Raw genomic sequence first — 24,889 nt, 5'->3', positions numbered from 1 at the left:
AAGGCGGTTAGCCGTCGCCGACGTCGAACCCTTCGGCCTGCATCTTTTTCAACACCTCCTGCCAGCGCGACAGCTTTTTCGAGTCGCTGCTGCGCTGGCCGCCGTTCTTGCCCGGCAGGTACAGGCCTTCGGCGTTGAAGGCGTACACCGGTAGCAAGTCTTTGCGTTGGGAGGCGGGGCGGATATCGCCGATCAGGTTGTCCAGCACCAGTGGGTCGCTCGTGGGGGTGCTGTAGAACGTCAGCACCATGTGGGCCTGGTTCTGGCTCAGGGCCTTTACGTAGGTGATGCGCAGTTTTTCGCTGGGAATACCGAGTCGGCGCAGGCTGAAATACTTCGCCAGCGCGTAGTCCTCGCAATCGGCGGCGCCCTTGATCAGGGCTTCAACGGGCGTGGCCCAGTAATCGGTCTGTTGCCAGATGCGCGTGTCGTCCTGGAAGTTCAGCTGCTGATCGAAGAAACGGTTCACCGCGTTGAGCTGATCGCTTTCGGGCGCGCCGCGTGCACTTTGCAGCATTTGACTCCACGCCTCGATCCGGCCACGCGCCGGTCCGAGCGGGCCGTAGCGTTTTTCAACGGTTAGCAGAATCTGCGCAAAATCCCAATCGGCCCGGACCCCGTTGAATAGAGTCAGTAGCAAACCAGCCAGCAGTAACCAGCCGCCGAGCCGAAGTCGGAGCGTTGGCCATCCTGGACTACGCAGACTGCGGGCCATGTCTGGCTGCTCGAGTGTAGATGGGTGAAGTTTAGGTGGAGTTTTTGCAGGGGTAGGGCAGGTCGTCGGACGGAACTCGCCACAAATGGCCAATGTAGACTTCAGGATTTGCGCAGGGTTTTCTGCTTGAGGATGTAGATCGTCACGAGTACCGCACTGGTCAGCATGAAGCACCGTGCCCAAACCAGCGGCACCAGGTAGCAGGAGAGCAGGATGCTCGCCCACATCAGGCCAATGGCGTAGACCTTGCCCCTGAGTGGAATGCCGTTGCCATCGAGGTAGTCTCGAATCCACGGGCCAAGCCGTGGATGCTCGACCAGCCATTGATAAAAGCGCGGCGAACTGCGGGCGAAGCAGGCGGCCGCCAGTAGCAGGAAGGGCGTGGTGGGCAATACCGGCAGGAAAATCCCGATCACCCCCAGCGCCACGCTCAGCCAGCCGATGGCCAGCAGCACGTAGCGCAACATCAGGGGGCGGTTGCCTATGGGGTTGTCCATAGGCAGAACCTTAGTGGTGGCGAGGCTTGAGAATCGCCGGTTTTTCGTCTGGCGCGTTGCACAGCAGGTACAGCGCGGTCAGGGCTTCCGGGATTTGAACGATCATGTCGTCCATCAGGTTGGCATCCTTGGCGATGTCTTCGAACTCCGGCTGCTCGTCGAACAGGCCCGAACCGACCATGATCGGCAACAGCATTTCGCTGACTTCCTCTTCGGCGCTTTCGAACCAGGCCGCTTCGCGCAGGAATACGCCTTCCATGAAGCCGATGCACCAGCCGCGCAGGTCGGAGTCATCCGGGTCATCGCCCAGGTCCAGGTCGCATGGCAGTTCGAACTCTTCATCGGAGGCCAGCTGGCGAGCGATGTGGGCCTTGAGGCCGAGCAGGGTGGCTTCGATCTCTTCGCGCTGGGCTTCACTGCTGTAGTGCGGCTCCTCGGCGAAGAGGGCATCGATCCACTCACGATCAGGAACGACTTCGGAACAGATCGACAGCGCGGTGAGGTAGCCGTGGGCGGCCACGTAGTCCAGCGCCTCGTCATGCAGTTCATCAGCGTCGAGGAAGACTTGCAGGCGGGTTAGTTGCTCAGCGAAGGACATTAAAGGACTACCTTGGGGAATGTTCGATGCGGGAATTCTAGGCCTTCTTGAGCGCTTGGGCCAGCCGCACGGCATATTTGCACCGTATTCCCTGTAGGAGCGAGCCTGCTCACGATAGCGGTGGTTCAGGCGAAATCAATGTTGACTGTAATGGCCTCTTCGCGAGCAGGCTCGCTCCCACAGTTTGGCATTGCATGGGCGGAGTCTTATCAGCGGTGCCCTTTGCCGGACGGGGCTCGGGTATACTCGCGCGTTTTGTGATGCCCTGCTGGCGTTACGGCTGAAATGTAAAGCGTCATGCAATGCGCACTTACGATTTATCGGTGCAGCGTCGCGGGTTCTGAACCAGCCTTGCAGGGATGTTTCGGTGATTTTTGGAGTTTCTATGCTCGAACAGGCTCAACGCGTCCTCAAGGACATCTTCGGCTACGACAGTTTCCGTGGCCGCCAGGGTGCAATCATTGAGCGCGTGGCCAATGGTGGCGATGCCCTGGTCCTGATGCCTACCGGTGGCGGCAAGTCCCTGTGCTTCCAGGTCCCGGCGCTGTTGCGCGAAGGCCTGGCCGTTGTGGTCTCACCGCTGATCGCGCTGATGGACGATCAGGTCGCCACCCTCGAAGAGCTGGGTGTGGCAGCCGCCGCGTTGAACTCCACCCTCAGCGCCGAGCAACAGCGCGACCTCGCCGTCCGCATCCGCCGCGGTGAAGTGAAAATGCTCTATCTGGCGCCGGAACGCTTGGTCCAGCCACGCATGCTGTCCTTCCTGCAGGGGCTGGACATCGCCCTGTTCGCCATCGACGAAGCACACTGCGTATCGCAATGGGGCCACGATTTCCGCCCGGAATACCTGCAACTGGGCCAGTTGGCGGAAATGTTCCCCGACGTGCCGCGCATCGCCCTGACCGCCACGGCCGACAAGCGCACCCGGGAAGAAATCGTCACCCGTCTGCACTTGCAAGACGCCGAGCGCTTCCTGTCGAGCTTCGACCGGCCGAACATCTTTTATCGCATCGTGCCCAAGGAACAGCCGCGCAAGCAGTTGCTGGCGTTCCTCGCCGAGCGCCGTAGCGATGCGGGCATCGTGTATTGCCTGTCGCGCAAGAAAGTCGAGGAAGTCGCCGCGTTCCTCAGCGAGCAAGGCTTCCCGGCGCTGCCGTACCACGCCGGCCTGCCCAATGATTTGCGGGCCTACCATCAGAAACGCTTCCTCAATGAGGAAGGCCTGATCATGGTCGCCACCGTGGCGTTCGGCATGGGCATCGACAAGCCCAACGTGCGTTTCGTCGCGCATCTCGACTTGCCGAAATCCCTTGAGGCCTATTACCAGGAAACCGGTCGCGGCGGCCGTGACGGCCTGCCGGCGGATGCCTGGATGGCCTACGGCCTGCAAGACGTGGTGATGCTCAAGCAGATGCTGCAGAACTCCGAAGGTGACGAGCGCCACAAGCGTCTGGAGCAGCACAAGCTCGACGCCATGCTCTCGCTCTGTGAAGAAACCCGCTGCCGTCGGCAAACGCTGCTGGCCTACTTCGACGAAGATATGCCCGAGCCCTGCGGTCATTGCGACAACTGCGTCGACGGCGTGCAGACCTGGGATGCCACTGAACCGGCGCGTCAGGCACTGTCGGCGATCTACCGCACCGGTCAGCGCTACGGCGTCGGGCACCTGGTGGATGTATTGTTGGGCAAGGACAACGAAAAAGTCCGCAGCTTCGGCCATCAACACCTGTCGGTGTATGGTGTTGGCAAGACGATGGCGGAGGGCGAATGGCGCTCCTTGTTCCGTCAACTGGTGGCCCGTGGTCTGGCGGACATCGACCTTGAAGGCTACGGCGGCCTGCGCCTGAGCGACAGTTGCCGGCCGCTGCTCAAGGGCGAAGTGACCCTGGAGTTGCGCCGCGATCTCAAGGCGCAAACCGTGGCGAAAAGCAGCAAGAGCCAGGCGAGCCAGCTGGTCCGTGGCGAGGAGCGCGAACAATGGGAAGCCTTGCGCGCCTTGCGTCGCAAGCTCGCCGAAGAACATGGCGTGCCGCCGTACGTCATCTTCCCCGATTCGACCTTGCTGGAGATGCTGCGCAGCCAGCCGACCTCGCTGGCGGAAATGGCCACGGTCAGCGGCGTCGGCGCGCGCAAGCTGGAGCGCTACGGCGAGGCTTTCCTCGAAGTGCTCGGCGGCCAGGTCGAGGCGCCGAAACCGGTGGCCGACGTGCGTCACGAGCTGATCACTCTGGCACGGGCCGGGATGACGCCGGTGCAGATCGCCGGTCAGTTGCAGTGCTCTGAAAAGAACGTCTACACCATGCTGGCCGAAGCGATTGGCAAGCAGCAGTTGTCGTTGGAACAGGCGCTGGATCTACCCGAAGACCTGATGGGTGAAGTCCAGGACGCCTTCCTTGACGGCGAAGGCGAGTTGCCGCCGGCTTCCGAGATCGCCGCACTGTTTGAAGGCAGGGTGCCGGAAGGGGTGTTGTACTGCGTTCGGGCGGCGTTGCAGTCGGAATTCGAGATTTGAGACATCTGTAGTGCTGATGTAACGATTCAGTACAGATCAAGCCTTGCCTCAAGTCGAGGCTCATGCTTAGCTGACTAATAATTAGTTTTTATTTATTTCAGTCTAATCATGAGTGTTTTATGCCGTTAACCGATCAACACCGCTTTGGCATGCAATTGGCCCAGATGTCCCGTGGCTGGCGTGCCGAACTGGACCGCCGACTGGCGGGCATGGGCTTGTCCCAGGCGCGCTGGCTGGTGCTGCTGCACCTGGCACGATTCGAAGAAGCACCGACCCAGCGTGAGCTGGCACAAAGCGTTGGCGTCGAAGGTCCGACCCTGGCCCGTTTGCTCGACAGCCTGGAAAGTCAGGGCCTGGTGCAACGCCAGGCGGTGCTGGAAGACCGTCGTGCGAAGAAAATTGTGCTCTGCGCCCCGGCGCGTCCCCTGATCGAACAAATTGAAACCATTGCCACGCAACTGCGTCACGAACTGTTCGAAGGCGTCGATGAGGCGGATTTGAAGGTGTGCATGCGGGTTCACGGGCACATCCTGGGCAACCTTGAAAAGTCTTGAGGCATAACCGAACGCCAGGCTTCTGAGAGACCGCATTGGGCAGGCTATAAGAACTACTCGGCAATATCGTGTTCGTAACGAATGTACGAACCCGTGCGGATGGTTTCTGTAGATCTCAAGGATGCTCATGCTCAAGTGTTGGCGATTGGTTTTACGCGGTGTTTCTCAGTGGTTGCTGGCCGGGGGCGCGGTCACTTACTCGGCATGGGCGCCTGCGCTGGGCCTGGGTGAAATCACCCTGCATTCGGCGCTGAATCAACCGCTGCGTGCCGATATCGCACTGGTGGATGCCGCAGGCCTGGAGGAGAACGAACTGTCGGTGAGCCTGGCAACGGCGGACGAGTTCAGCCGTGCCGGGGTCGACCGGGTATTTTTCCTCAACAACCTGAAGTTCACCCCGGTCCTGCGTGGTAATCGCAGCGTGATTCAGGTGACCTCCGGCAAACCGGTCAGTGAACCCTTCCTGAATTTTCTCGTGCAGCTTAATCAGCCTAATGGGCGATTGCTGCGCGAGTACACGGTACTTATCGATCCGCCGGGCGCGCCAGGGGTTGTTCCCGCCACCGATGAAGCGGTTTCCAGCTCCCCGGCGTCCGCATTCCCCAATGTTCAACCGGTCGTATCGCCGTCCCCCGTGGCCAGAACGACGCCAGAACCGGACGTCGCCATGGTTGATCCTGCTGTCGAGCAACTGGCCGCCAGCACCCTGCAAAACCACGAGTTGCAAACCACTGTCGATGAGCTCAACGCGAAGCTTCAAGGCCAGGATGAGCTGATCGCCGGCCAGAAAAAACAGTTGGCCGAGCTGCAAATCCAACTGGCGGAGCTCAAGAAGGTAAAGGCGCAACCCATTACATCCGACGCAGTGGCGCCAGCCCCCATCAGTGCTGAAAACCCCGGAATTGGCTGGCTACCAATCGCCAGCGTGTCGGCGCTGATAGCATTGCTGGCGCTGGGCTGGTTTGTTCGCCACCGACGCCAGCAGCATCAGACCGCAGTGTCAGAGGCGCTGCAGTCGGAGCATGAACCGCTGGCTGAGCTCTTTACCGAGCCAGTGATGTGGCCCCCCGTCGTGCAACCATCCACTGCGCATCGCGACGGGGTGCCGGCCAACGATGAGCTTGAGCGGGTCGACAACCGTCATTTCATCCCGGTCGCTGCTGCCGTGGCGGTGGTTCCGGGTCTGGCGATATCCGGTGAATCCGCCACTGACGATGAGTACCGGCTCAATCTGGAGGAGCTGTCCATGGCGTCGAGTTGGGACGCGATCAACCCAAGCGAGAACCCGCAGCCGGCAACTCTGGCCATGATCGAGCCTGGGTTCGAATTGGAGGTGCAACTCGCTCCGCCATCTCGTCAGCCTCCGGTCGGGCTATCATAGCGGCGTCGTCAAACTCTGGAGTCACGTCCCATCATGACCGTCAGCAAACCGGAAATCATCATCACCTATTGCACGCAATGCCAGTGGCTGTTGCGTGCGGCCTGGCTGGCCCAGGAACTGCTCAGCACCTTTGGTGATGACCTGGGCAAAGTCTCCCTGGTGCCGGGCACCGGCGGGGTCTTTCATATTTACTGTGACGCTGTGCAGATCTGGGAGCGCAAGGTGGACGGTGGCTTCCCCGAGGCCAAAGTGCTCAAGCAGCGAGTCCGCGACCAGATCGACCCGAACCGCGACCTGGGACACAACGACCGCACTCAGTGAGACGTCGCCTCGGCTGCAACGGCTTTCTTGCTTGTGCCACTTGAGAACCGACTGGACACCACAATCGCCACAATGATCAGCGCGCCCCCCAGCAACATGCGCAGGGTCGGGTTTTCGTTGAACAGCAGCCAGGCGACGGTGATGCCGTAGACCGGCTCCAGGGCGAACACCACTGCGGCGGTGCGTGCCTTGATCACTGCGAGGCTGGCGACGAACAGGCTGTGGGCGATACCGGTACAGAACACACCGAGCAGGCCGATCCACAGCCAGTCGATGGCGCGCACTTCGCTCAATTGAGGCGCTGCCACTGGCAGCAGGCACAGGGCAACCACCACGTTCTGGCACAGCGCCGCCTGTACCGGCGGGACTCGCCCGGAGCTGGCACGGTTGGTCAGTGACAACAGGGCGAACAACAATCCGGAACCCACGGCCCACAGCAGGCCGGTGGTGGCGCCGCTGGCCAGGTCAAAATCAGGCGTGACCAGCACCAGCCCGACACTCACCAGCAGCACCAGCACAATTTCATTGGCGCGAATGCGCTCGCGGAAGATCAACCCTTCGAGGATCACGGTAAAGGCCGGGAAGCTGGCGAAACCGAGCGTCGCAATCGCCACGCCTGCGACTTTCACGGCAATGAAGAAGCTCACCCAGTGTCCGGCCAGCAACAGGCCGCTGAGCAGCAGCCGGCGCCAGTCCACGGCCTCAAGTTTCTGCCAGCGCGTCTGGCTGGCGAACCGTGCAAAAAACGTCAGCGCGAGCACGGCAAAGGCGGCACGGCCGAACACGATGATCGCCGGGGACGCGGCGGCCAGTTTGCCGAACACGCCGGTCAGGCCGAACATCAATGCGCCTATATGCAAGGCGCCAAGGGCGGTACGGGGAGTCATTGCAATCCTTAACGACAAACGAACAGAGGCCTCATTGAAGCGCGTAATGGCCCATCAAGTCTGTCGGCAAACTCGCGTTATTTGTCGCCACCCTCGCGCCGCAGTTTTCCGGGCGATGCCCCGAACTCGCGCAGCACCGCCGCCGCGAAGGCACTCTGGGAGCTGTATCCGACGCGGCTGGCAATTTCGCCGATGGGCAGCGCCGAGTTGCGCAGCAAGCCCACCGCTATGTGCAGGCGTCGGCTGCGGATATAGTCCATCGGCGTTTGCCCGCATTCGGCCACGAACCGCACATGCAAACGGGCACTGGAAAGGCCGGCGACCCGGGCCAGGTCGGCCACTTGCAGCGGGTACGCCGCGTACTGATCGATATGTGCATTCAGCGCCGCATAGGGCAGGCGCCGACCGCCGACGGCCTCGGGCCGGGCGTTGTTGAGACTGGCCAGCAGCAGCACTGCGCCTTGTTGGGCGATCAGCGGATCATCGACCGGACTGTTCGCCAGCCAACTGACCAATTGGCTTTGCCCTGCGTCCAGGGGCAGGCGCCCGGCGTTGTCGAGCAGGCGTCGGCTGGACTCGGCGTGATCGCCCAGCGACTGGGCGACCCATTGTTCGCCGGGCACATCCAGCACCAGGCAGCGGCTGCCATTGGCGCTGCCACACGCGTGATGCGCGCCGGAGGGCACCACCACGAAACTCTGCCGGACCACCTGGCTGCCACGGCCATCGACCTCGAAATCCAGGGCGCCCGAGAGCCCGAACACCAGTTGCGCGTGTTCGTGGCTGTGGACGATCAGGTCGTGGCTGTATTGGCGAAGCGTGAGGATCGGTCTCATCGCAGGTCTCCCGGTTCAGGGCGTCAGTCTACACCGAGCGGGCCTGCAAGCGCTGTCACAGGACTGACTTGACGCTGTCATGGACCATTAACCGGCTCGGGGCAGACTTGGCAAAACTTGCCAGAGGGTTGCCCATGACCAGCGCCGAGCTCGCCAAACCCACCCGTAAGCAACGCGTACGGACTTTATGGATTTCCGACGTGCATTTGGGCACCCGGGATTGCCAGGCTGAACACCTGTCGCAGTTTCTCAAGGGCTATCACGCGGACAAGATCTACCTGGTCGGCGACATCATCGACGGCTGGAAACTGCGCGGCGGCATGTACTGGCCGCAAGCGCACACTAACGTCATCCGTCGCCTGCTGACCATGAGCAAGCGCGGCACCGAGGTGATCTATGTCACCGGTAACCACGACGAATTCCTGCGCCGCTATTCGAAGCTGATCCTGGGCAACATCCAGTTGGTCGACGAAGCCGTGCACGTCACCGCCGACGGCCGACATCTGCTGGTGATCCATGGCGACCAGTTCGATGTGATCACCCGTTACCATCGCTGGCTGGCGTTTCTCGGTGACTCGGCCTACGAATTCACCCTGACCCTCAACCGCTGGCTCAACCATTGGCGCGCGCGATATGGCTACGGCTACTGGTCGCTGTCGGCCTACCTCAAGCACAAGGTAAAAACCGCGGTCAGCTTCATCAGCGACTTCGAAGAAGCCATCGCCCATGAATGCGTCAAGCGCGAGCTGCACGGCGTGGTGTGCGGGCACATTCACCATGCCGAGATTCGCAAGGTCGGCGAGGTGGACTACCTCAATTGCGGCGACTGGGTGGAATCATGCACCGCGCTGATCGAGCACTGGGATGGTTCGATCGAGTTGTATCGCCTGGCGGATGCCCAGGCGCGCGAGGCGCAGTTGAAGGCGGCCAGGGTTACGGAGTTGGCTTGATTGATTTGTTTTTTGTGGCGAGGGGGCTTGCCCCCGTTCGGTGGCGAAGCCGCCGTGAACCTAGGAGTGCGATCTATCTGGCGTTCTGCGGTGAATGGCTTTAGGGCTGCTGCGCAGCCCAACGGGGGCAAGCCCCCTCGCCACAACGGTCGCCATAGGTCATGAGGCTGGCGATTACTCTTCCATCGCCGCCTTGTAGATCGAGTCCCTGGGGTGCGCAAACAACCGCTCCATCATCGGCTCGAAAAAGCTCAACGGCAGCGTGTCGTACGCCGGGTCAAACGCGGCCGCATCGTATTTGGCGCAGAATTCGGCGGTCGTCTGGTACTGCGGATGGTCCTGGAATTGCTCACGCAGATGCCGGTCCATGCCCAGATGATGGAAGAAGTAGTAGCCCTGGAAAATCCCGTGCTTTTCCACCATCCACAAGTTCTCGGCGCTGACAAACGGCTTGAGGATCGCCGCTGCGATGTCCGGGTGATTGTAAGTACCCAGGGTGTCGCCGATATCGTGGAGCAGGGCGCAGACCACGTACTCTTCGTCGCGGCCATCACGCCAGGCGCGGGTGGCGGTTTGCAGGGAGTGGGTCAGGCGATCCACCGGGAACCCGCCAAAATCACCCTCCAGCAACTTCAGGTGCGCCACAATCCGTGCAGGCAATTGTCTTGCGTAGGCACTGAAGTCCGCGGCGATAATTGCCCAGTCCTCCTGTGTGCCGTCCTTCAAGTGGGTGAAGCGGGCATTGGCATTCATCGGCAACTCTCTTGTGACGCAAGTCAGCTAGAACGGAACGCGCCCCAGGACCATGTCCCGGTACATGACAAAATCACCGAACAGGCTATAGAAGGGGTGTTGGAAGGTTGCCGGGCGGTTCTTCTCGAAGTAGAAATGCCCGACCCAGGCAAAGCTGTAGCCTGCCAGTGGCAGGGCCCACAATAGCATCCAGGCTCCGCGACCAATGGTCAGCGTCAGAATCAAGATAACCAGGGTCGTGCCGATAAAGTGTAAACGGCGGCAGGTGCTGTTGCTGTGCTCACTGAGGTAGTAAGGATAGAACTCAGCGAAGCTGTTGAATCGTTTGACGTTTTCCACGACAGCGATCTCTGTGGTTATTGTTCTTGCTGCAAGTTGTTCTGCGGGTAGCTTAATTGAGTCTAGAGTGATCAATGGCATCAGCCAGTGACAATAGGCGCCACTTTAGTATCCTTCGGTCAATAGCCGTAGCACTCGGCCACCATGTAAGAAAACGCCATGAGCGAACGAACGACTTCTGCAAGCTGGGCGATGGGGATTGTCAAAGCGCTGGAGATGGACGGCCTGGATTGCCGGGCTCTGTTCAAGCAGCTGGGGCTCGACTACGCGGCACTGGATGATCCGGACGCACGCTTCCCGCAAGATTCCATGACACGGCTGTGGCAGCGCGCGGTCGAGCTGTCCGGCAATCCGGCCATCGGCCTGAACATGGGCAAGGTGGTGCGACCGGCGCAGTTTCATGTGACCGGCTACGCCTTGATGTCCAGCCAGACTTTGGCCGAAGGCTTTCAGCGACTGGTGCGCTATCAGCGGATCATCGCCGAAAGTGCCGACCTGAGTTTCCAGCTGCTGGAAGAAGGCTATGCACTGATTCTGACGGTGCATGGCGATCATCTGCCACCGACCCGGCAAAGCGCCGAAGCGTCACTGGCCTGTGCCTTGGCGCTGTGCAGCTGGTTGACCGGGCGTACGTTGCAACCCCGCAAAGTGTTGGTGCAAGGCGCCGAGCCGGCCAACCTGGAACCCTATAGACAAGCCTTCCATGCACCGCTGGTGTTCAACGCGCCTTACGATGCGCTGATTTTCGAACGCGCCGATATGGAAGCGCCGCTGCCGACGGCCAACGAGGCCATGGCATTGCTGCATGACCGCTTTGCCGGCGAGTACCTGGCGCGCTTTTCCGAAAGCCGCGTGACCCACAAGGCGCGGCAGGTGTTGTGCCGCCTGCTGCCCCAAGGCGAGCCCAAGCGCGACACCGTGGCGCAGACGCTGCATCTGTCCCAGCGCACCTTGCAACGGCGCTTGCAGGAAGAGGGCACGAGTTTTCAGGCGCTGCTGGACGATACCCGGCGCGAACTGGCCGAGCAGTACCTGGCGCAACCGACCATGACCTTGCTGGAAATTGCCTACTTGCTGGGGTTTGCCGATCCGAGCAACTTTTTCCGTGCTTTTCGGCGCTGGTTCGATGCCACACCCGGCGAGTACCGGATGCGGCTGTTGCAAGCACCTGACGCGGTCAATGACGCCAAAATGCCGGAATACAAAGCACAAACACCGTAATGATCTCCAACCGGCCCAGCAGCATGCCGAACGAGAGAATCCACTTGGCGGCATCCGGCAGGGTGGCGAAGTTGCCCGCCGGACCGATGGTCTCGCCGAGCCCCGGGCCGACACCGGACACGGTACTGGCCGCGCCGGTGAGGGCGGTCATCCAGTCCACGCCGAGCAGCGACAGCAGCAGCGCAATCACGCAGATGGTGATCGCAAAGAAGAACGAAAAGGTCAGGATCGAACGCACAATTTCTTCGTCGAGGCGGTGACCGTTGTACTTCTGCTTGATCACCGCCCGCGGGTGAATCAGCTGGTTAAGGTTGGCCTTGAGCAGGATATAGGCCACCTGGAAGCGGAAAATCTTGATCCCGCCCGCGGTCGAGCCGGAGCAACCGCCGACAAACCCCAGGTAGAAGAACAGCATCAGCGAGAAATTGCCCCAGAGGCTGTAGTCCCCCAGCGCAAAACCGGTGGTGGTCACCACCGACGTCACATTCAGCGCCACATGCCGCAACGCCTCCAGCCAATGCAGCTGGGTAGTCCACCAATACCAGGTGCCGAGCACCAGCCAGGTCACCAGCAGCATGCCGAGCAGGCCTTGAACCTGTTCATCCTTGATCAGCGCCCGACGGTTACCACGCAACGTGGCGACATACAGTGTGAACGGCAGGGCACCGAGAATCATGATGACGATCGCGACCCAATGCACCGCCGGTTGCGGCCACTTGGCCAAAGACTGGTCGGAGGTGGAGAAGCCACCGGTGGAAATCGCCGACATCGCGTGGTTGATGGCGTCGAACAGGCTCATCCCGGCCCACCAGAACGCCAGGCTGCCGACAATGGTGATGCCGACGTAGGTCGCCACGATCAGCCGCGCCACCATGTGCGAGCGGGGCATGACTTTTTCCGAGCGGTCCGACGATTCGGTCTGGAACAGCCGCATGCCACCGATGCGCAACAGCGGCAGGATCGCCACCGCCATGCCGATGAAGCCGATGCCGCCGAGCCAGTGCAGCAACGAGCGCCACATCAGGATGCCGGGGGACATGGTGTCCAGGCCGCTGAGTACGGTTGCGCCCGTGGCGGTGATGCCGGACATGCTTTCGAAGAATGAATCGGTGTAGCTGATGTGCTGGGTCAGCAGGAACGGCAGCGCGGCGAAGATGCACACCACCAGCCAACTGCTGACGGTCAGCAAGTACATGTCCCGGGGGCGCAGGTGAATGTGTTCGGGGCGCCCCGGAATCACCAGCGCCAAACCGGCGACAAAGGTGATCATGCTGGCCCAGAGGAACGACGGCAGATCGCTGGTACGGTCGAAAATGACCAGCGTGGCCATGGGTACGACCATGGAGATCGCCAGCGTTATCAGGAAGATGCCGATGATGAAACCAATGATCCGTAAGGTCGGCAACGCCATGAGGTCCGCTCGGCTGATAGTGGAAAGGGCGCCATTCTACCTGCGAGGCAGGGCATGTAAACCGGCACTGCTGCGGCAGTTACCGCTAGAATAGCCGCACAAATTTTTCAGGAGGTGGCCGATGCAGGCTCTCGACGCTTTGCTCAACCGTGTTTCCGTTCCACGACTGATTGACCCTGCACCCACTGCCGAGCAGCGCGAGGTGCTGTTTGGCGCCGCCATGCGCGCCCCGGATCACGGTCACTTGCAGCCTTGGCGTTTCCTGACGGTGGAAGGCGCGGCGCGTGAGCAAATGGGCGAGTTGCTGGCCGAAGCGGCGAAACTGCAAGACAGCGAAGTCGGCGAAGCGGCCATCGACAAGGCGCGCAATGGTCCGCTGCGGGCACCGTTGGTGGTAGTTGTGATCGCTTGCGTGCAGGATCACGTCAAGTATCCGAAGTCCGAGCAGTTACTGGCGGCGGGCTGTGCGGCCCACGGGATTTTGCTGGCGGCCTATGCGCAGGGCATCGGCGCGGTGTGGCGTACCGGTGACCTGGCTTACTCGGCCCATGTGGCCAAGGGCTTGGGTTTGGCGGAGGGGGAAGAGGTGATTGCTTTCCTGTATCTGGGCACACCGCAGAAAGAACCGCGAGTGGCCGAGAAAGTCGATCTGGCCGAATTCGTCAGTGCCTGGCCGGGTAAGGCCTGACACCCCACATTGGATCAGGGCTGAACCACGGCCCCCGGCACCAACGGCAATTCCAGGCTGGCAATGAACCCGCCTTCCGGGTGATTGGCCAGCACCAGGCTGCCGCCATGGCGCTCCGCCGCTCGGCGGGCGATGGCCAGGCCCAGGCCGTGTCCGGCTGCGGTCTGCCCCGGGGCCCGATAGAACGGCTCACCGAGCTGGCTCAAATATTCGACACTGACCCCCGGTCCGTGATCGCGCACGGTCACGACGATCCGCTCACCCTGGCGCAGCGCCTGCATTTCGATCGGCAGGCCACCCACCGGATTGAAACGCTGGGCATTGCGCAGCAGATTGTCCACGGCCCGTTCGATCATGGTCGGCCATCCCTTCATATTCAGTTGCGATTCGGCTTCGAGGTGGACGAGTTGCTCGGGTGAACCGAGTTGCGCATCCTTTTGCAGGGTATTGAGCAAGGCGTTCAGGTCCACCTCTTCTGCACTGGCGTTATCGGAGTCGACCCGCGCCAGTACCAGGATTTCGCTGATCAGCGCTTCCAGTCGGTCGCACTCGCGGGTCAGGCGCGGCCACAGCTGTTCCCGCTCCTGAGGGGTGGCCCGTTCGGCCAGTGCCAGCGCGATACGCAGACGGGCGAGGGGCGAGCGCAGTTCGTGGGAAACATCCCGCAGCAGTTGCCGCTGACTGCCAATCAGGCTTTGCAGGCGCGCGCCCATGCGGTTGAAGTCGTTGGCCAGGACGCCGAACTCATCGCGACGGTTGGCCAGCTTGACCAGGCTGTTTTGTTGATAGGAGGTTTGTCCCAGGTCATGCACCGCGCCGCGCAGACGGCTGAGCGGGCGAGTGATGGAAAAGGTCACCAGCAGGCTGAACAGGGTCAGCACCACCAGGGCGATCCCCAGCGCACTGAGCGGCCATAGCAGGCTTTCGCGGTGCCAGGCGTCCAGTTCCGGGTGCGGAATGCGGTAGATGAACAGGTAAGTGTCACCGGTTTTTTCGCTGGTGAATTCATCGGTCAGACGCCGCCATGGCAGGCGCCGGTCCTCGTTGTTCTGGCGGGCCTCAAAGGCCGCCGCACGTTTCGGGAACGTGCCGCGCACCACCGGATCGCCGCTTTCGTTAAGCACCTGAACGTCGATGTGATACTGGCGTTTGCGTTGCTGGAGAATGTCCTGGGCGGCGTCTTCGCCCTGGCTTTCGTAGGTTTGCGTCCACTCTTCGGCCAGCGTGTTGAGGCCCGGGTGGCGGCTGAGAATCCAGGCGTCCTGGTTGAGCATGTGCCCGAGCAGGATGGAAAGCCCTGCAACCAGAGCGATGGCCAGCCAGAAGCTGGCCAGGATACGCCAGAACAATGAACGCACGGAAAATCCTCGAACAAGCGCAACTAATGTGGGAGCGAGCCCGTGGCGAGGGGGCTTGCCCCCGTTGGGTCGCGAAGCGGCCCCGGCATTTCAACGTTAAACCGCATGTAACGGGTTTACGACTGCTTCGCAGCCGAACGGGGGCAAGCCCCCTCGCCACACAAGCTCGCGCCCACAGTGAATTGTGTGGTGCCAGACCCAGCGGTGAAAAACCGTTGGGTCCGGGGTTAGCGCATTATTGCGCCTTTTGCGGTTGTTGCGCTTTCCAGGCCTTGAACTCGGCCCACTCGGCGCGGCGTTCAGCCTGTTTTTTCTGGATCTCGTCGAATTTCTTCTGTTGATCCGGTTTCAGCAAGGCGCGCACGTCCGCTTCAGCCTTCTTGTGGTTGGCGGCCATCTCGTCCTTCATGGCTTTCTGGTCGGCTGGCGAGAGCTTCTCCAGGTACTTCTCGACCAGTTGCTTACGCTCGTGCATCTGTTCGCCCATGATCTTGCGGATCTGCTCGCGCTGTTCGCGGCTCAGGTCCAGTTCACTGTACGGGCCTTTGCCGTGCATGCCGTGCATCTGACCGCCGTGGCGCGAACCGTCCATCGACCCATCCATCGGGCCTGCGCCTTCAGGCATGGCCATGGCAACGGTCGGCAGGGCAGCAGCGAACATCAGAGCGATAAGAGTCTTGCGCATGGTGTATCTCCTTGTCTCGTTCCCGGTACGTTCCGGATGAGTACAGATTACGCAGATCAAGGTCAGCGGCGGTCAGCGGAGGGTAAAGCTTGGGTAAAGACGATTTCCCGCCGACCTGACAAACCCTACAGGGATCAGAGGCTGTAGTAGTAGCCGCGACTGCGCAGGGCGACGATGCGCGGTCGGCCATCGGGGTGTGGGCCGATCTTCTTGCGCAGGTTGCTGACGTGCATGTCCAGGCTGCGGTCGTACAGGGTCAGCTTGCGGCCCAGGGCGATCTGCGCGAGCTCCTGTTTGTCCAGGGGCTCGCCGGGTTGCTTGAGCAAGGCTTCGAGCAGGCGGCTTTCGGAGACGGTGAGGGTGAATTCCTGTTCGTCGATGCTGACCACGCCGCGCACCGGGCTGAAACACAGGTCGCCCAGTTCCATCTGGCTGGACACCGCTGCCGGGTGGCTACGACGCAGGACTGCGCGCAGGCGGGCGGTCAGTTCCCGTGGGTCGCAGGGTTTGGCCAGGTAATCGTCGGCGCCGAGTTCCAGGCCGAGGATACGGTCCAGGGGCTCGCCCCGGGCCGAGAGCATCAACACCGGCAAATCCGGATGATCGCTGCGCAACTGCTTGAGCAGTTCCAGACCGCTGCCATCGGGCAGCATCACATCGAGCACCACGGCCGCCGGGGCGGTTTCGGCCAGTGCACGGCGTGCGCTCTGGCCGTCGTGACAGGCACGCACCTGAAACCCTTCCTGGCTCAGCCAACTGCTCAGGAGCTCACACAGCTCCTGGTCATCATCAATAAGTAACAGCTCGCTCATGACTCACTCAATTTAGCCATTGTCGACGTTTTCGACTTGCTCCACTGGCGAAGATACCGCAGAGCAGAGCCAATAGCGCTACCCCGGCGCCAATGACGAACCATTGTTGCTGGTCGGTCAGCAGGCGCGGCAGGGGACTGCTGGCCTGGGCCTCCTTGAGTTGCAGCTTCAAACGCTGGTTCTCCTGACGCAGCCGGGCCAGCAGCGGGCTTTCGCGTTCGCCATCGACAGTTTGCAATTGCTTGTTCAGTTCTTCCCGTTGCCGTTCGCTTTCTTTCAAGCGTTGCTGCAGCTCGGTGATCTGGCTACCGGCGCTCAAGGAAAGCGGCGTCGAGTTACCACCCTCGGCGGATTCTTCACCGTGGGCGGGCGCCACGATCGACAACGTGACCAACATCAGGCACAACGGACCCTTGCGCATGGCGACTCCTGGTTCCAATACGAGTATTGGGAAAGTTGTCGGCCGGCAAACGAGAATAATGAGCGATTGAGAACGCGATGAACCGATATGGTTCACCGCGTGGGGGCATTTGAAAGAAGAAAGTTACGGCAGGACTTGCTTGAACGGCTTGACCAGAACGTTGGCGTAGACGCCTGCAGCGATGTACGGATCGGCGTCGGCCCAGGACTGGGCGGCGCTCAGGGAATCGAATTCGGCAACGATCAGGCTGCCGGTGAAACCCGCCGCGCCCGGATCATTGCTGTCGATCGCCGGGTGTGGGCCGGCCAATACGATGCGACCTTCGCCCTTGAGCACTTGCAGGCGCTCCAGGTGTGCAGGCCGTGCGGCCAGGCGGGCTTCCAGGGAGTTGGCGACGTCTGTGGCAATGATTGCGTAAAGCATGTCAGTCCTCGGTTTTTGGCGTTGTGGTGTCAGCATCGTGCAGATGGCGGGACAGGTAGATGCCCTGGCCGACCAGGAACAGCAAAGTCATGCCCAGGCTGCCGAAGACCTTGAAGTCGACCCAGTAGCTCTGGAAGGTGAACGCGACAAACAGGTTGGCGGCACCACAAAACAGGAAGAAGGCGATCCAGGCGATGTTCAGGCGCGTCCAGACCGGCTCCGGCAAGGTCAACGCGTGGCCCATGATGCGTTTGATCAGCAGGCTGTCACCGACGAAGTGGCTGCCGATGAACGCCAGGGCGAACAGCCAGTTGACCACCGGGGCTTTCCACTTCAGGAACGTCTCGCTGTGGAACGCGAGCGTCAGGCTGCCGAAGACCAGGCAGGCAATCAGGGTCAGCCACTGGCTCTTCTCCAGCTTGCGTTGCTTGATGAACAGTGTGCCGTAGACCACCAGGGAGCTGACGATCAGCATCGCGGTGGCGCTGTAAATACCGCCTACAGTGATCTCATGACCGGCGATGTCGACGACCCGTGGGTCGATTTTGAAGACGATGAAAAACAGCAGGAGCGGGATGAAATCGATGAATTGTTTCACAGTGGCAGCCAGAAGCAGGATGTGGCGGCATAATAACAAACATATGGGCGCGCGATAGCGCCAGCTGATTTGAGGTTACAAAGCCCTGTGAATGTTGATTTGCACTGCCATAGCACGGCCTCCGATGGCGCCCTGGCGCCTGCGGTTCTGGTGGCGCGGGCGTTCGAGAAAGGCGTGCGAGTCCTGGCCTTGACCGATCACGACACCCTCGAGGGCCTCGACGAGGCCCGGCATGCGGCTACCGCGCTGGGGATGCAACTGGTCAACGGCGTCGAATTGTCCTGCACCTGGGGCGGCGCGACCATTCATGTCCTGGGCTACGGTTTTGACGTGAACGCCGCGCCGTTGGTCGAGGCCATCGCCAGATTGCATGATGGCCGCTGGCTACGCTCCGAGGAAATCAGCCGCAAACTGGCGCTCAAAGGCATGCCGGGGGCGCTGGATGGCGCCCGGGAGATCCAGCAGGAGCTGGGCGACAGCGGTAACGCGCCGGCCCGCCCGCATTTCGCCGACTGGATGGTGCGTGAAGGTTTCGTCAAGGACCGCGCCGAGGCGTTCCGCAAATGGCTGGGCGCCGGCAAGTTGGGCGACGTCAAGCAACACTGGCCGACCCTGGAAGAAACCGTCGAAACCCTGCGTGCGGCCAAGGCCTGGGTCAGCCTGGCACACCCGTGGCACTACGAATTCACCCGAAGCAAGCGTCGTCGTCTGATTGCCGACTATATTCAAGCAGGGGGCCACGCCATCGAAGTGGTCAATGGTTACCAGCCTGCCGAGCAAGTGGGCAGCCTGGCCATTCTGGCCCGCGAATTCGGTCTGCTGGTCAGCGCCGGCAGTGATTTTCATGGCCCTGGAGGCTGGTCGGAGATCGGTGAATACCGGCCACTCCCGGAGGATCTGCCGCCGCTATGGTGTCGATTCAAACATGACCCAGTTATTGCCGCCGTCTGAACAGGTAGAGAATGTGAGTCAATTTTTCCAGATTCATCCGGAAAACCCGCAAGCGCGCCTGATCAAACAGGCAGTCGAAATCATCCGCAAGGGCGGGGTGGTGATTTATCCCACAGACTCTTCCTACGCCATAGGTTGCCAGATCGGCGACAAGGTGGCCGTGGAGCGCGTTCGGCGCCTGCGACAGCTGGATGAAAAACACAACTTCGCGTTGATCTGCAGCGATCTGTCGCAATTGGGCCTGTTCGCCAAGATCGACACCGGCACGTTCCGCATTCTCAAGGCCCATCTGCCGGGGCCGTATACCTTCATTCTCAACGCCACCCGCGAAGTGCCGCGGCTGTTGTTGCACCCGAAGAAACGCACCATCGGCCTGCGTGTGCCGAGCCACCCGATTGCCCTGGCGTTGCTGGCTGAACTGGGTGAGCCATTGATGAGCGTGACCCTGATCATGCCCGGCGATGAAGATCCGTTGAGCGACCCGCACGAAATGCGCCAGTTGCTCGAACACCAGGTCGATCTGATCATCGACGGCGGTTTCGGCGGGATCAAGGCGTCCACCGTGATCAGCCTCGCCGACGGCGAGCCGGAAGTCATTCGCGTTGGTTGCGGCGACCCTGCGCCGTTCATGGTCGAGGCCTAGATGTCCGCAGTAGAACCCGTCGACAGTCAGGCCGGAGCCCAGCAGGAACTGCCCTTCGCCATGGTCTATGGCCAGGCGGTCATGGAAATGCCGCTGGACCTGTACATCCCGCCGGATGCCCTCGAGGTCTTTCTCGAGGCGTTCGAAGGCCCGCTCGACCTGTTGCTGTACCTGATCCGCAAACAGAACATCAACATCCTCGACATCCCGGTGGCGGAAATCACTCGCCAGTACATGGGCTACGTCGAACTGATGCAGTCGGTGCGCCTGGAACTGGCCGCCGAATACCTGGTGATGGCCGCGATGCTGGCCGAGATCAAGTCGCGGATGCTGCTGCCACGGGCCGAAACCGTCGAAGACGAAGAGGAAGACCCGCGCGCCGAACTGATCCGCCGCTTGCAGGAATACGAGCGTTTCAAGGCTGCCGCCGAAGGCATCGATGGCCTGAGCCGCGTCGGCCGTGATGTGGTGGTGCCCAAGCTTGACGCTCCGGAAGCCCGGGCGCGCAAGCTGCTACCAGACGTGCGTCTGTCCGAGTTGCTGCTGTCGATGGCCGAGGTCTTGCGTCGTGGCGACATGTTCGAAAGCCATCAGGTCAGCCGCGAGGCGCTGTCGACCCGCGAGCGCATGAGCGATGTGCTGGAGCGCCTCAAGGGCGGCGGTTTCGTGCCGTTTGTCGAGCTGTTCACCGCTGAAGAAGGGCGCCTGGGGGTGGTGGTGACCTTTATGGCGATCCTTGAACTGGTCAAGGAATCCCTGGTCGAGCTGGTGCAGAATGAGCCATTTGCCGCGATCCACGTGCGAGCCCGAGCCGAATAACGAGTCGAAACATGAACCTGACTGAACCCCGTGATCTGGCACCCTTGCTTGAAGCCTTTCTGTTGGCCTCGGGAAAGCCGCAATCTTTGGAAAGCCTGTTCGAACTCTTCGAGGAAGGCGAGCGCCCGGAACCGCCGGTCTTCAAGAAGGCCCTGACGATTCTCGCCAAGTCCTGCGATGGCCGCGCCTTTGAACTCAAGGAAGTGGCCTCGGGGTATCGCCTGCAGATTCGCGAGAAGTTTGCGCCGTGGGTCGGACGTCTGTGGGAGGAGCGCCCGCAGCGTTACTCCCGGGCCATGCTGGAAACCATGGCGCTGATTGCCTATCGCCAGCCGATCACCCGTGGCGAAATCGAAGACGTGCGGGGCGTGGCGGTCAACAGCAATATCGTCAAGACCTTGATGGAGCGCGAGTGGATCCGCATCGTCGGCTACCGCGACGTGCCCGGCAAACCGGCGATGTTCGCCACCACCAAGGCGTTCCTCGATCACTTCAACCTGAAGAACCTCGACGACCTGCCGCCGCTCGCGGAACTGCGCGAGCTGGAGCCCGATCCGGTGCTCGACTTCGACGACGCCCCCGTACCCGCCGGGCTGCAAGAGTTGGCCGACGCCAGCGCCGAGCCGGAAGAGCCCAAGGAAGAGACCAGTTTCCATACGCTGTTGCTGGAACTGGACAGCATGGAGGAGGGGATCAAGACCGACTTCGACGACTTGCTTCGTGATGGCGCGTCGCCTGAGTTCGATCCGGAACAGTCGGTCATCGAGCCAGAAGTCGAAGCGGCACAGCCCGAGCCTGAACCGGAAGGCGAGCCTGAGCCGGAAATTGAACCGGAGCAAGAAGACGACATCCTCGGCGTTGCCGAAGCCCGGGAAAAACTCCTGGCCGCCGTTGCCGCCCTCGAACAGCCCAAACCCGAGCTGGAGCTTACGGACGAAGAGGCCGAGGCCCGCGCCCTGGCCGAAGCCATCGAAGCCGAGCGTCACCAATTCGAAGACTGATACGAATCTTGGGAACTGTGGAGATCCATTGTGGGAGCGGGCTTGCTCGCGAAGAGGGCGTGTCAGACGACATCTTTGTTGGCTGACCTGCCGCCTTCGCGAGCGAGCCCGCTCCCACAGGGGAATTGTGTTCACCGCAAAGCTACGAACCACCGGCCAGCGGAAAAACAAATAACCTTGCCTTGATCAGCTAGTCTCTGATGCGCAAACGCCCTCATGCGCGTATGATTCGCGACCCTTCGGCGATCCCTTCGCCCAAGTACCCAGTTTTCAGACCACACCGGGAGGTGCCCAGATGAGTATCAAAGACCAGCAAGACGACCAGCCAATCGGCCCAGCAGGCGAAAAACTGCAGAAAGTCCTCGCCCGTATCGGCGTCGGCTCGCGCCGTGACGTGGAAGCCTGGATCAGCCACGGCCGCATCAAGGTCAACGGCAAAGACGCCACCCTTGGCCAGCGCGTCGACATGCACGACGCCATCACCATCGATGGCAAGGTGATCAAGCGCGAAGAGGCCGCCGAGTCGGTGCGCCGCGTGATCATGTACAACAAGCCCGACGGCGAGATCTGCACCCGTGTCGATCCGGAAGGCCGTCCGACCGTGTTCGACAAGATGCCGCGCCCTAAAGAGGGTCGCTGGATCAACATCGGTCGCCTGGACATCAACACCACCGGTCTGCTGATGTTCACCACCGACGGTGAACTGGCCAACCGCCTGATGCACCCTTCCTACGAAATGGACCGTGAATACGCGGTACGTGTGCGTGGCGAAGTCGATGACGAGATGATCGAGCGCCTGAAGGCGGGCGTTGTCCTTGAAGATGGCCCGGCCAAGTTCACCGACATCAAGCAGGCGCCAGGTGGTGAAGGTTTCAACCATTGGTACCACTGCGTGGTGATGGAAGGCCGTAACCGCGAAGTTCGTCGCCTGTGGGAATCCCAGGGCCTGGTGGTCAGCCGTCTGAAGCGCGTGCGTTTTGGTCCGGTGTTCCTCAACTCCGACCTGCCGATGGGCCGCTGGCGCGAAATGAGCCAGTACGAAGTCGACGTTCTGAGTGCCGAGGTCGGCCTGACGCCGGTCGCAATGCCGCAGATGAACGCCAAGAGCAAAGACAAGCTTGACCGGATGCAGCGCAAGTCGTCGCGTCCAATGGCCAAGACCGAGCGCGTGCGTACCCTGCGTCCTGCCACTGGTGCAGCCTCCGCACCTGTCGCGCCGCGTGCAAGCCGCGAGCCGCAGATCGAAGGCGAGCGTCCAGGGCGCAAGCCTGCTGCGCGTCAGGACGGCGAGCGCAGCGAGCGCGGTCCGCGTACACCTCGTCCGGCCAACGGCCGTACCGAGCGTGGCGAAGGTCGTGGTACGCCGGTAGCCGATCGCCCGGCAGACACCAAGCGCCCGGCCAAACCTGCGCCGAAGCGTCCGGGGATCAAACTGGTCGACGGTGACACGCCTTCGGGCAAGCGCCGTGGCGCACCGGCCGGTTCCGGCCAGCGTCCGGGCTTCGGTCGTCGCAAGCCGGAGTGAGGCAGCGGTAAGCTTCCAGCTGCGAGCGAAAAGTAAAAACGCCAACCATCGGGTTGGCGTTTTTTTTTGCAGTCCCTACCAAAAGCGGTCAGTGAAGCAGGCCCGCTACTCTCTCCATAAATGGGGCATTTCACCCACCCAGCCGGGGGTTTACCACCTAATTTGAGGAATCTTCCCTCCCTCACCTTTCTCTCGCTTGAAACACTCAAAAACAGCCTGTTAATTCATTTGAACTTTTTCTTCGCTTTATTGAAATGGCTCATTAGTTGCACCACCCCCTGGTACTCGCACCGCTGTAGTCCCGGACATCATGGAGACGGCGGGGCTTGCCGGATTCGGCATGACGCGAGGGGTGAAAAATGAAAGGCGCGACACCAACATGCAGCTCCATCGCCTCTTATGAGGAGTTCCTATGAGTTCCATGATCAAGATTGGCATCGTTGATGATCACCCGCTGTTAAGGGATGGGGTCACAATGGCACTGAAGAAAGTCGCTGACTTTCAGGTGGTCGAGCAGGGGGCGTCTGCCGAGGATGCCCTGGAAATTGCCGCTCGTTTTGCTCCGGATGTTTTGCTGATGGATGTAAATATGCCGGGCGATAGCTTTGCTGCCGTGCGAGCGATCTCAACTTCTTCGCCCGCAGTTAAAATTTTGATGCTGACGGTATCCGAGTCCATCGAGGACGCCTATACCGCCCTCGAGGCGGGTGCGCAGGGATATGTGTTGAAAGGCATAAGCGGTCGTGAGCTTGTACAAGCCATCAGAAATGTTGCCGGTGGTGAAACCTTCATTACACCCAAGCTTGCCAGCAAGCTGTTAAGCAATTTCGCAAAACACGCGGCTGATAAGCAAAAGGTCGAACTGACCCATCGCGAGGAACAAGTTATCCGGGAGGTATCGAAGGGCCTGACTAACCGCGAGGTTGCTATCAAGCTCGAGCTCTGCGAGAAGACCATCAAGCACTACATGACGAATGTCATGTACAAGCTACGCGTTCGTAACCGGACGCAGGCAGTCGCAGCAGTGAGACGGCATTGGGAGAGTGACCATATACCTGGCTTATGTGGTGTTCTTCAACGCCGCGACTTGAATGACAACGGTAAGACAAGTAACGGGCGATAAGCGCTTGCGGTTACTTGAGTGCAATGATCATTTTGGTACGGGTGATCAGATTTTGAACTGCGCCCTGGCTTTGGTTCCGGCATGGGGCGCCGATTCAATGATGAATATTCCGCCGAGGGATTCGACGCGATAGCGCATGCCTACAAGGCCCAGATGGGTTCTACCTCGACCAGGCACATTTGGTTTTTCGGTTGGAATTCCCACTCCCGCATCCTCGACTTGTACTTCCAGTAACCCTTCGCAGTGAGAGGCGCTGAGTTTTTGGCCTTTTCCTCCGGCGTGAATATAGGCATTGTTCAACGCTTCCTGGGCGAAGCGGTAAATACAAATTTTATGCGCTATCGGTACATCGTCAGGAAGAGTATCAAGCTCCAGTTCTACTCGCGTCTCGGTTCGCTCTTCGTGCCGCTCGGCAAGCAATACCAGCGCATCGTGCAGGGTCAGGTCATTGACTTCCGGAAGTGCCAGGCCGAGTGATATTTCCCGCACTTCGTTTAAAGCATCCTCGCCGGCACGCCTGATCATTTCGATGACCTCCCCATCCGAGGCGCCTTGTGAATCTTCGAGTTCTTCAAGGCGAAGGAGAATAAGTGACAATAGCTGAGCAGGACCATCATGAAGATCTGCCCCGATCCGCCGAAGAGTGAGTTCATTGATTCTGGAGAATTCGCGATTGGCTGTAGTGACTTTGTGCTGAAGGGCGGCATTGTTTGAGTGCAACTTGGCTTGCTCATCCATTCGAGGGTGTCCTAGATTTTGTGTAAACGGGATTTTTATTAAACCGTTAACAGACGATCTTCGAACTGGATACTGAAGCGATTCAAGGCCGCTTTCCAGTCCCGGATCGGCATCGTCCACTTCTTGCTG

28 protein-coding genes are annotated in these 24,889 nt (G+C 60.7%); 13 read left to right on the top strand and 15 right to left on the bottom strand.

The window, feature by feature from the left end; all coding sequences use genetic code 11:
• Positions 1-7 precede the first annotated feature (7 nt).
• From lapG to KGB07_RS21520, 3 genes are all read right to left on the bottom strand, one after another.
• On the bottom strand, positions 8-715 hold the full coding sequence (gene lapG, locus KGB07_RS21530; RefSeq protein ID WP_046037757.1) for a cysteine protease LapG: 708 nt from the start codon (positions 713-715) through the stop codon (positions 8-10).
• 101 nt (positions 716-816) lie between these two features.
• Positions 817-1,212 carry a YbaN family protein gene (locus KGB07_RS21525; RefSeq protein ID WP_046037756.1) on the bottom strand — a complete coding sequence of 132 codons (396 nt, stop codon included), beginning with the start codon at positions 1,210-1,212 and terminating at the stop codon, positions 817-819.
• Positions 1,213-1,222: 10 nt separating this feature from the next.
• Positions 1,223-1,810, bottom strand: coding sequence for a YecA family protein (locus tag KGB07_RS21520; RefSeq protein WP_046037755.1), 588 nt, complete (start codon positions 1,808-1,810; stop codon positions 1,223-1,225).
• Between the two features lie 385 nt (positions 1,811-2,195).
• Between KGB07_RS21520 and recQ the strand changes: the two genes are divergently transcribed.
• The 4 genes from recQ to KGB07_RS21500 all read left to right on the top strand — a co-directional run bounded on the left by recQ (position 2,196) and on the right by KGB07_RS21500 (position 6,578).
• A complete protein-coding gene (gene recQ / locus KGB07_RS21515) occupies positions 2,196-4,322 on the top strand; it encodes a DNA helicase RecQ (protein ID WP_046037754.1) in 2,127 nt (708 codons plus the stop codon).
• Between the two features lie 119 nt (positions 4,323-4,441).
• Positions 4,442-4,876, top strand: coding sequence for a MarR family transcriptional regulator (locus KGB07_RS21510; protein WP_007984163.1), 435 nt, complete (start codon positions 4,442-4,444; stop codon positions 4,874-4,876).
• 127 nt (positions 4,877-5,003) lie between these two features.
• Complete coding sequence (locus tag KGB07_RS21505; protein ID WP_223466490.1) at positions 5,004-6,257, top strand: hypothetical protein; 1,254 nt, start codon at positions 5,004-5,006, stop codon at positions 6,255-6,257.
• A gap of 33 nt (positions 6,258-6,290) precedes the next feature.
• A complete protein-coding gene (locus KGB07_RS21500) occupies positions 6,291-6,578 on the top strand; it encodes a SelT/SelW/SelH family protein (RefSeq protein ID WP_046037752.1) in 288 nt (95 codons plus the stop codon).
• Here KGB07_RS21500 and KGB07_RS21495 read toward each other — a convergent pair.
• Positions 6,572-7,465 (bottom strand): DMT family transporter, encoded by an 894-nt coding sequence (locus KGB07_RS21495; RefSeq protein WP_223466489.1) that lies wholly within the window; start codon positions 7,463-7,465, stop codon positions 6,572-6,574. The two genes, KGB07_RS21500 and KGB07_RS21495, sit on opposite strands and share 7 nt — an antisense overlap.
• A 77-nt stretch (positions 7,466-7,542) precedes the next feature.
• Positions 7,543-8,301 (bottom strand): AraC family transcriptional regulator, encoded by a 759-nt coding sequence (locus tag KGB07_RS21490; RefSeq protein ID WP_223466488.1) that lies wholly within the window; start codon positions 8,299-8,301, stop codon positions 7,543-7,545.
• Between the two features lie 134 nt (positions 8,302-8,435).
• Between KGB07_RS21490 and KGB07_RS21485 the strand changes: the two genes are divergently transcribed.
• On the top strand, positions 8,436-9,251 hold the full coding sequence (locus tag KGB07_RS21485) for a UDP-2,3-diacylglucosamine diphosphatase (RefSeq protein WP_046037749.1): 816 nt from the start codon (positions 8,436-8,438) through the stop codon (positions 9,249-9,251).
• A gap of 174 nt (positions 9,252-9,425) precedes the next feature.
• On the opposite strand, the gene KGB07_RS21480 is transcribed toward KGB07_RS21485, so the two are convergent.
• Together KGB07_RS21480 and KGB07_RS21475 are read right to left on the bottom strand one after the other, a co-directional pair.
• Positions 9,426-10,004 (bottom strand): HD domain-containing protein, encoded by a 579-nt coding sequence (locus tag KGB07_RS21480; protein ID WP_046037748.1) that lies wholly within the window; start codon positions 10,002-10,004, stop codon positions 9,426-9,428.
• Positions 10,005-10,031: 27 nt separating this feature from the next.
• Positions 10,032-10,343, bottom strand: coding sequence for a DUF962 domain-containing protein (locus KGB07_RS21475; RefSeq protein ID WP_046037747.1), 312 nt, complete (start codon positions 10,341-10,343; stop codon positions 10,032-10,034).
• A gap of 159 nt (positions 10,344-10,502) precedes the next feature.
• Between KGB07_RS21475 and KGB07_RS21470 the strand changes: the two genes are divergently transcribed.
• Positions 10,503-11,564 carry an AraC family transcriptional regulator gene (locus tag KGB07_RS21470; protein WP_080925245.1) on the top strand — a complete coding sequence of 354 codons (1,062 nt, stop codon included), beginning with the start codon at positions 10,503-10,505 and terminating at the stop codon, positions 11,562-11,564.
• Here KGB07_RS21470 and KGB07_RS21465 read toward each other — a convergent pair.
• Positions 11,521-12,975: a TrkH family potassium uptake protein gene (locus KGB07_RS21465; protein ID WP_046037745.1), complete on the bottom strand. Its 1,455-nt coding sequence runs from the start codon at positions 12,973-12,975 to the stop codon at positions 11,521-11,523. The two genes, KGB07_RS21470 and KGB07_RS21465, sit on opposite strands and share 44 nt — an antisense overlap.
• A gap of 121 nt (positions 12,976-13,096) precedes the next feature.
• On the opposite strand from KGB07_RS21465, the gene KGB07_RS21460 reads away from it, so the two are divergent.
• Positions 13,097-13,663: an NAD(P)H nitroreductase gene (locus tag KGB07_RS21460; protein ID WP_046037744.1), complete on the top strand. Its 567-nt coding sequence runs from the start codon at positions 13,097-13,099 to the stop codon at positions 13,661-13,663.
• Positions 13,664-13,677: 14 nt separating this feature from the next.
• Here KGB07_RS21460 and KGB07_RS21455 read toward each other — a convergent pair whose 3' ends face one another.
• The 6 genes from KGB07_RS21455 to KGB07_RS21430 form a co-directional block, all read right to left on the bottom strand.
• On the bottom strand, positions 13,678-15,021 hold the full coding sequence (locus tag KGB07_RS21455) for an ATP-binding protein (protein WP_223466487.1): 1,344 nt from the start codon (positions 15,019-15,021) through the stop codon (positions 13,678-13,680).
• 235 nt (positions 15,022-15,256) lie between these two features.
• Positions 15,257-15,706, bottom strand: a complete 450-nt coding sequence (locus KGB07_RS21450) for a Spy/CpxP family protein refolding chaperone (RefSeq protein WP_046037742.1) — start codon at positions 15,704-15,706, stop codon at positions 15,257-15,259.
• 134 nt (positions 15,707-15,840) lie between these two features.
• Positions 15,841-16,518, bottom strand: coding sequence for a response regulator transcription factor (locus KGB07_RS21445; protein WP_007984138.1), 678 nt, complete (start codon positions 16,516-16,518; stop codon positions 15,841-15,843).
• A gap of 7 nt (positions 16,519-16,525) precedes the next feature.
• Positions 16,526-16,939, bottom strand: coding sequence for a translation initiation factor 2 (locus tag KGB07_RS21440; RefSeq protein ID WP_046037741.1), 414 nt, complete (start codon positions 16,937-16,939; stop codon positions 16,526-16,528).
• Between the two features lie 123 nt (positions 16,940-17,062).
• Positions 17,063-17,362, bottom strand: a complete 300-nt coding sequence (locus KGB07_RS21435; RefSeq protein WP_046037740.1) for a YciI family protein — start codon at positions 17,360-17,362, stop codon at positions 17,063-17,065.
• Position 17,363: 1 nt separating this feature from the next.
• Positions 17,364-17,960 (bottom strand): septation protein A, encoded by a 597-nt coding sequence (locus KGB07_RS21430; RefSeq protein WP_046037739.1) that lies wholly within the window; start codon positions 17,958-17,960, stop codon positions 17,364-17,366.
• An 87-nt stretch (positions 17,961-18,047) separates the two neighbouring features.
• On the opposite strand from KGB07_RS21430, the gene KGB07_RS21425 reads away from it, so the two are divergent.
• The 6 genes from KGB07_RS21425 (at position 18,048) to KGB07_RS21400 (ending at position 24,022) form a co-directional block, all read left to right on the top strand.
• Positions 18,048-18,911 (top strand): PHP domain-containing protein, encoded by an 864-nt coding sequence (locus tag KGB07_RS21425; RefSeq protein ID WP_046037738.1) that lies wholly within the window; start codon positions 18,048-18,050, stop codon positions 18,909-18,911.
• Positions 18,912-18,924: 13 nt separating this feature from the next.
• Positions 18,925-19,554 (top strand): L-threonylcarbamoyladenylate synthase, encoded by a 630-nt coding sequence (locus tag KGB07_RS21420; RefSeq protein ID WP_032829738.1) that lies wholly within the window; start codon positions 18,925-18,927, stop codon positions 19,552-19,554.
• A 60-nt stretch (positions 19,555-19,614) separates the two neighbouring features.
• Positions 19,615-20,373 (top strand): segregation and condensation protein A, encoded by a 759-nt coding sequence (locus tag KGB07_RS21415; RefSeq protein ID WP_172435389.1) that lies wholly within the window; start codon positions 19,615-19,617, stop codon positions 20,371-20,373.
• A gap of 11 nt (positions 20,374-20,384) precedes the next feature.
• Positions 20,385-21,374, top strand: a complete 990-nt coding sequence (scpB, locus tag KGB07_RS21410) for an SMC-Scp complex subunit ScpB (RefSeq protein ID WP_223466486.1) — start codon at positions 20,385-20,387, stop codon at positions 21,372-21,374.
• Between the two features lie 295 nt (positions 21,375-21,669).
• Positions 21,670-22,899 (top strand): 23S rRNA pseudouridine(2605) synthase RluB, encoded by a 1,230-nt coding sequence (gene rluB / locus KGB07_RS21405; RefSeq protein ID WP_223466485.1) that lies wholly within the window; start codon positions 21,670-21,672, stop codon positions 22,897-22,899.
• Between the two features lie 412 nt (positions 22,900-23,311).
• The gene (locus KGB07_RS21400) at positions 23,312-24,022 is read left to right on the top strand and encodes a response regulator (RefSeq protein WP_046037735.1); all 711 of its coding nucleotides are present in this window, start codon (positions 23,312-23,314) and stop codon (positions 24,020-24,022) included.
• 45 nt (positions 24,023-24,067) lie between these two features.
• Here KGB07_RS21400 and KGB07_RS21395 read toward each other — a convergent pair whose 3' ends face one another.
• The gene (locus KGB07_RS21395) at positions 24,068-24,760 is read right to left on the bottom strand and encodes a sensor histidine kinase (RefSeq protein ID WP_223466484.1); all 693 of its coding nucleotides are present in this window, start codon (positions 24,758-24,760) and stop codon (positions 24,068-24,070) included.
• Positions 24,761-24,889: the final 129 nt, after the last annotated feature.

Source organism: Pseudomonas sp. GL-RE-26, assembly GCF_019956275.1.
GTDB lineage: Bacteria > Pseudomonadota > Gammaproteobacteria > Pseudomonadales > Pseudomonadaceae > Aquipseudomonas > Aquipseudomonas grandcourensis.
Note: the sequence above shows the minus strand (reverse complement) of the source record. Positions and strands in the feature narration are given on the sequence as shown.

Bases quoted from the DNA above. Each gene is read 5' to 3' on its own strand.
- lapG (WP_046037757.1), bottom strand. From the start codon at position 715: ATGGCCCGCAGTCTGCGTAGTCCAGGATGGCCAACGCTCCGACTTCGG.
- KGB07_RS21525 (WP_046037756.1), bottom strand. From the start codon at position 1,212: ATGGACAACCCCATAGGCAACCGCCCCCTGATGTTGCGCTACGTGCTG.
- KGB07_RS21520 (WP_046037755.1), bottom strand. From the start codon at position 1,810: ATGTCCTTCGCTGAGCAACTAACCCGCCTGCAAGTCTTCCTCGACGCT.
- recQ (WP_046037754.1), top strand. From the start codon at position 2,196: ATGCTCGAACAGGCTCAACGCGTCCTCAAGGACATCTTCGGCTACGAC.
- KGB07_RS21510 (WP_007984163.1), top strand. From the start codon at position 4,442: ATGCCGTTAACCGATCAACACCGCTTTGGCATGCAATTGGCCCAGATG.
- KGB07_RS21505 (WP_223466490.1), top strand. From the start codon at position 5,004: ATGCTCAAGTGTTGGCGATTGGTTTTACGCGGTGTTTCTCAGTGGTTG.
- KGB07_RS21500 (WP_046037752.1), top strand. From the start codon at position 6,291: ATGACCGTCAGCAAACCGGAAATCATCATCACCTATTGCACGCAATGC.
- KGB07_RS21495 (WP_223466489.1), bottom strand. From the start codon at position 7,465: ATGACTCCCCGTACCGCCCTTGGCGCCTTGCATATAGGCGCATTGATG.
- KGB07_RS21490 (WP_223466488.1), bottom strand. From the start codon at position 8,301: ATGAGACCGATCCTCACGCTTCGCCAATACAGCCACGACCTGATCGTC.
- KGB07_RS21485 (WP_046037749.1), top strand. From the start codon at position 8,436: ATGACCAGCGCCGAGCTCGCCAAACCCACCCGTAAGCAACGCGTACGG.
- KGB07_RS21480 (WP_046037748.1), bottom strand. From the start codon at position 10,004: ATGAATGCCAATGCCCGCTTCACCCACTTGAAGGACGGCACACAGGAG.
- KGB07_RS21470 (WP_080925245.1), top strand. From the start codon at position 10,503: ATGAGCGAACGAACGACTTCTGCAAGCTGGGCGATGGGGATTGTCAAA.
- KGB07_RS21465 (WP_046037745.1), bottom strand. From the start codon at position 12,975: ATGGCGTTGCCGACCTTACGGATCATTGGTTTCATCATCGGCATCTTC.
- KGB07_RS21460 (WP_046037744.1), top strand. From the start codon at position 13,097: ATGCAGGCTCTCGACGCTTTGCTCAACCGTGTTTCCGTTCCACGACTG.
- KGB07_RS21450 (WP_046037742.1), bottom strand. From the start codon at position 15,706: ATGCGCAAGACTCTTATCGCTCTGATGTTCGCTGCTGCCCTGCCGACC.
- KGB07_RS21445 (WP_007984138.1), bottom strand. From the start codon at position 16,518: ATGAGCGAGCTGTTACTTATTGATGATGACCAGGAGCTGTGTGAGCTC.
- KGB07_RS21440 (WP_046037741.1), bottom strand. From the start codon at position 16,939: ATGCGCAAGGGTCCGTTGTGCCTGATGTTGGTCACGTTGTCGATCGTG.
- KGB07_RS21435 (WP_046037740.1), bottom strand. From the start codon at position 17,362: ATGCTTTACGCAATCATTGCCACAGACGTCGCCAACTCCCTGGAAGCC.
- KGB07_RS21415 (WP_172435389.1), top strand. From the start codon at position 19,615: ATGGTCTATGGCCAGGCGGTCATGGAAATGCCGCTGGACCTGTACATC.
- scpB (WP_223466486.1), top strand. From the start codon at position 20,385: ATGAACCTGACTGAACCCCGTGATCTGGCACCCTTGCTTGAAGCCTTT.
- rluB (WP_223466485.1), top strand. From the start codon at position 21,670: ATGAGTATCAAAGACCAGCAAGACGACCAGCCAATCGGCCCAGCAGGC.
- KGB07_RS21400 (WP_046037735.1), top strand. From the start codon at position 23,312: ATGAGTTCCATGATCAAGATTGGCATCGTTGATGATCACCCGCTGTTA.
- KGB07_RS21395 (WP_223466484.1), bottom strand. From the start codon at position 24,760: ATGGATGAGCAAGCCAAGTTGCACTCAAACAATGCCGCCCTTCAGCAC.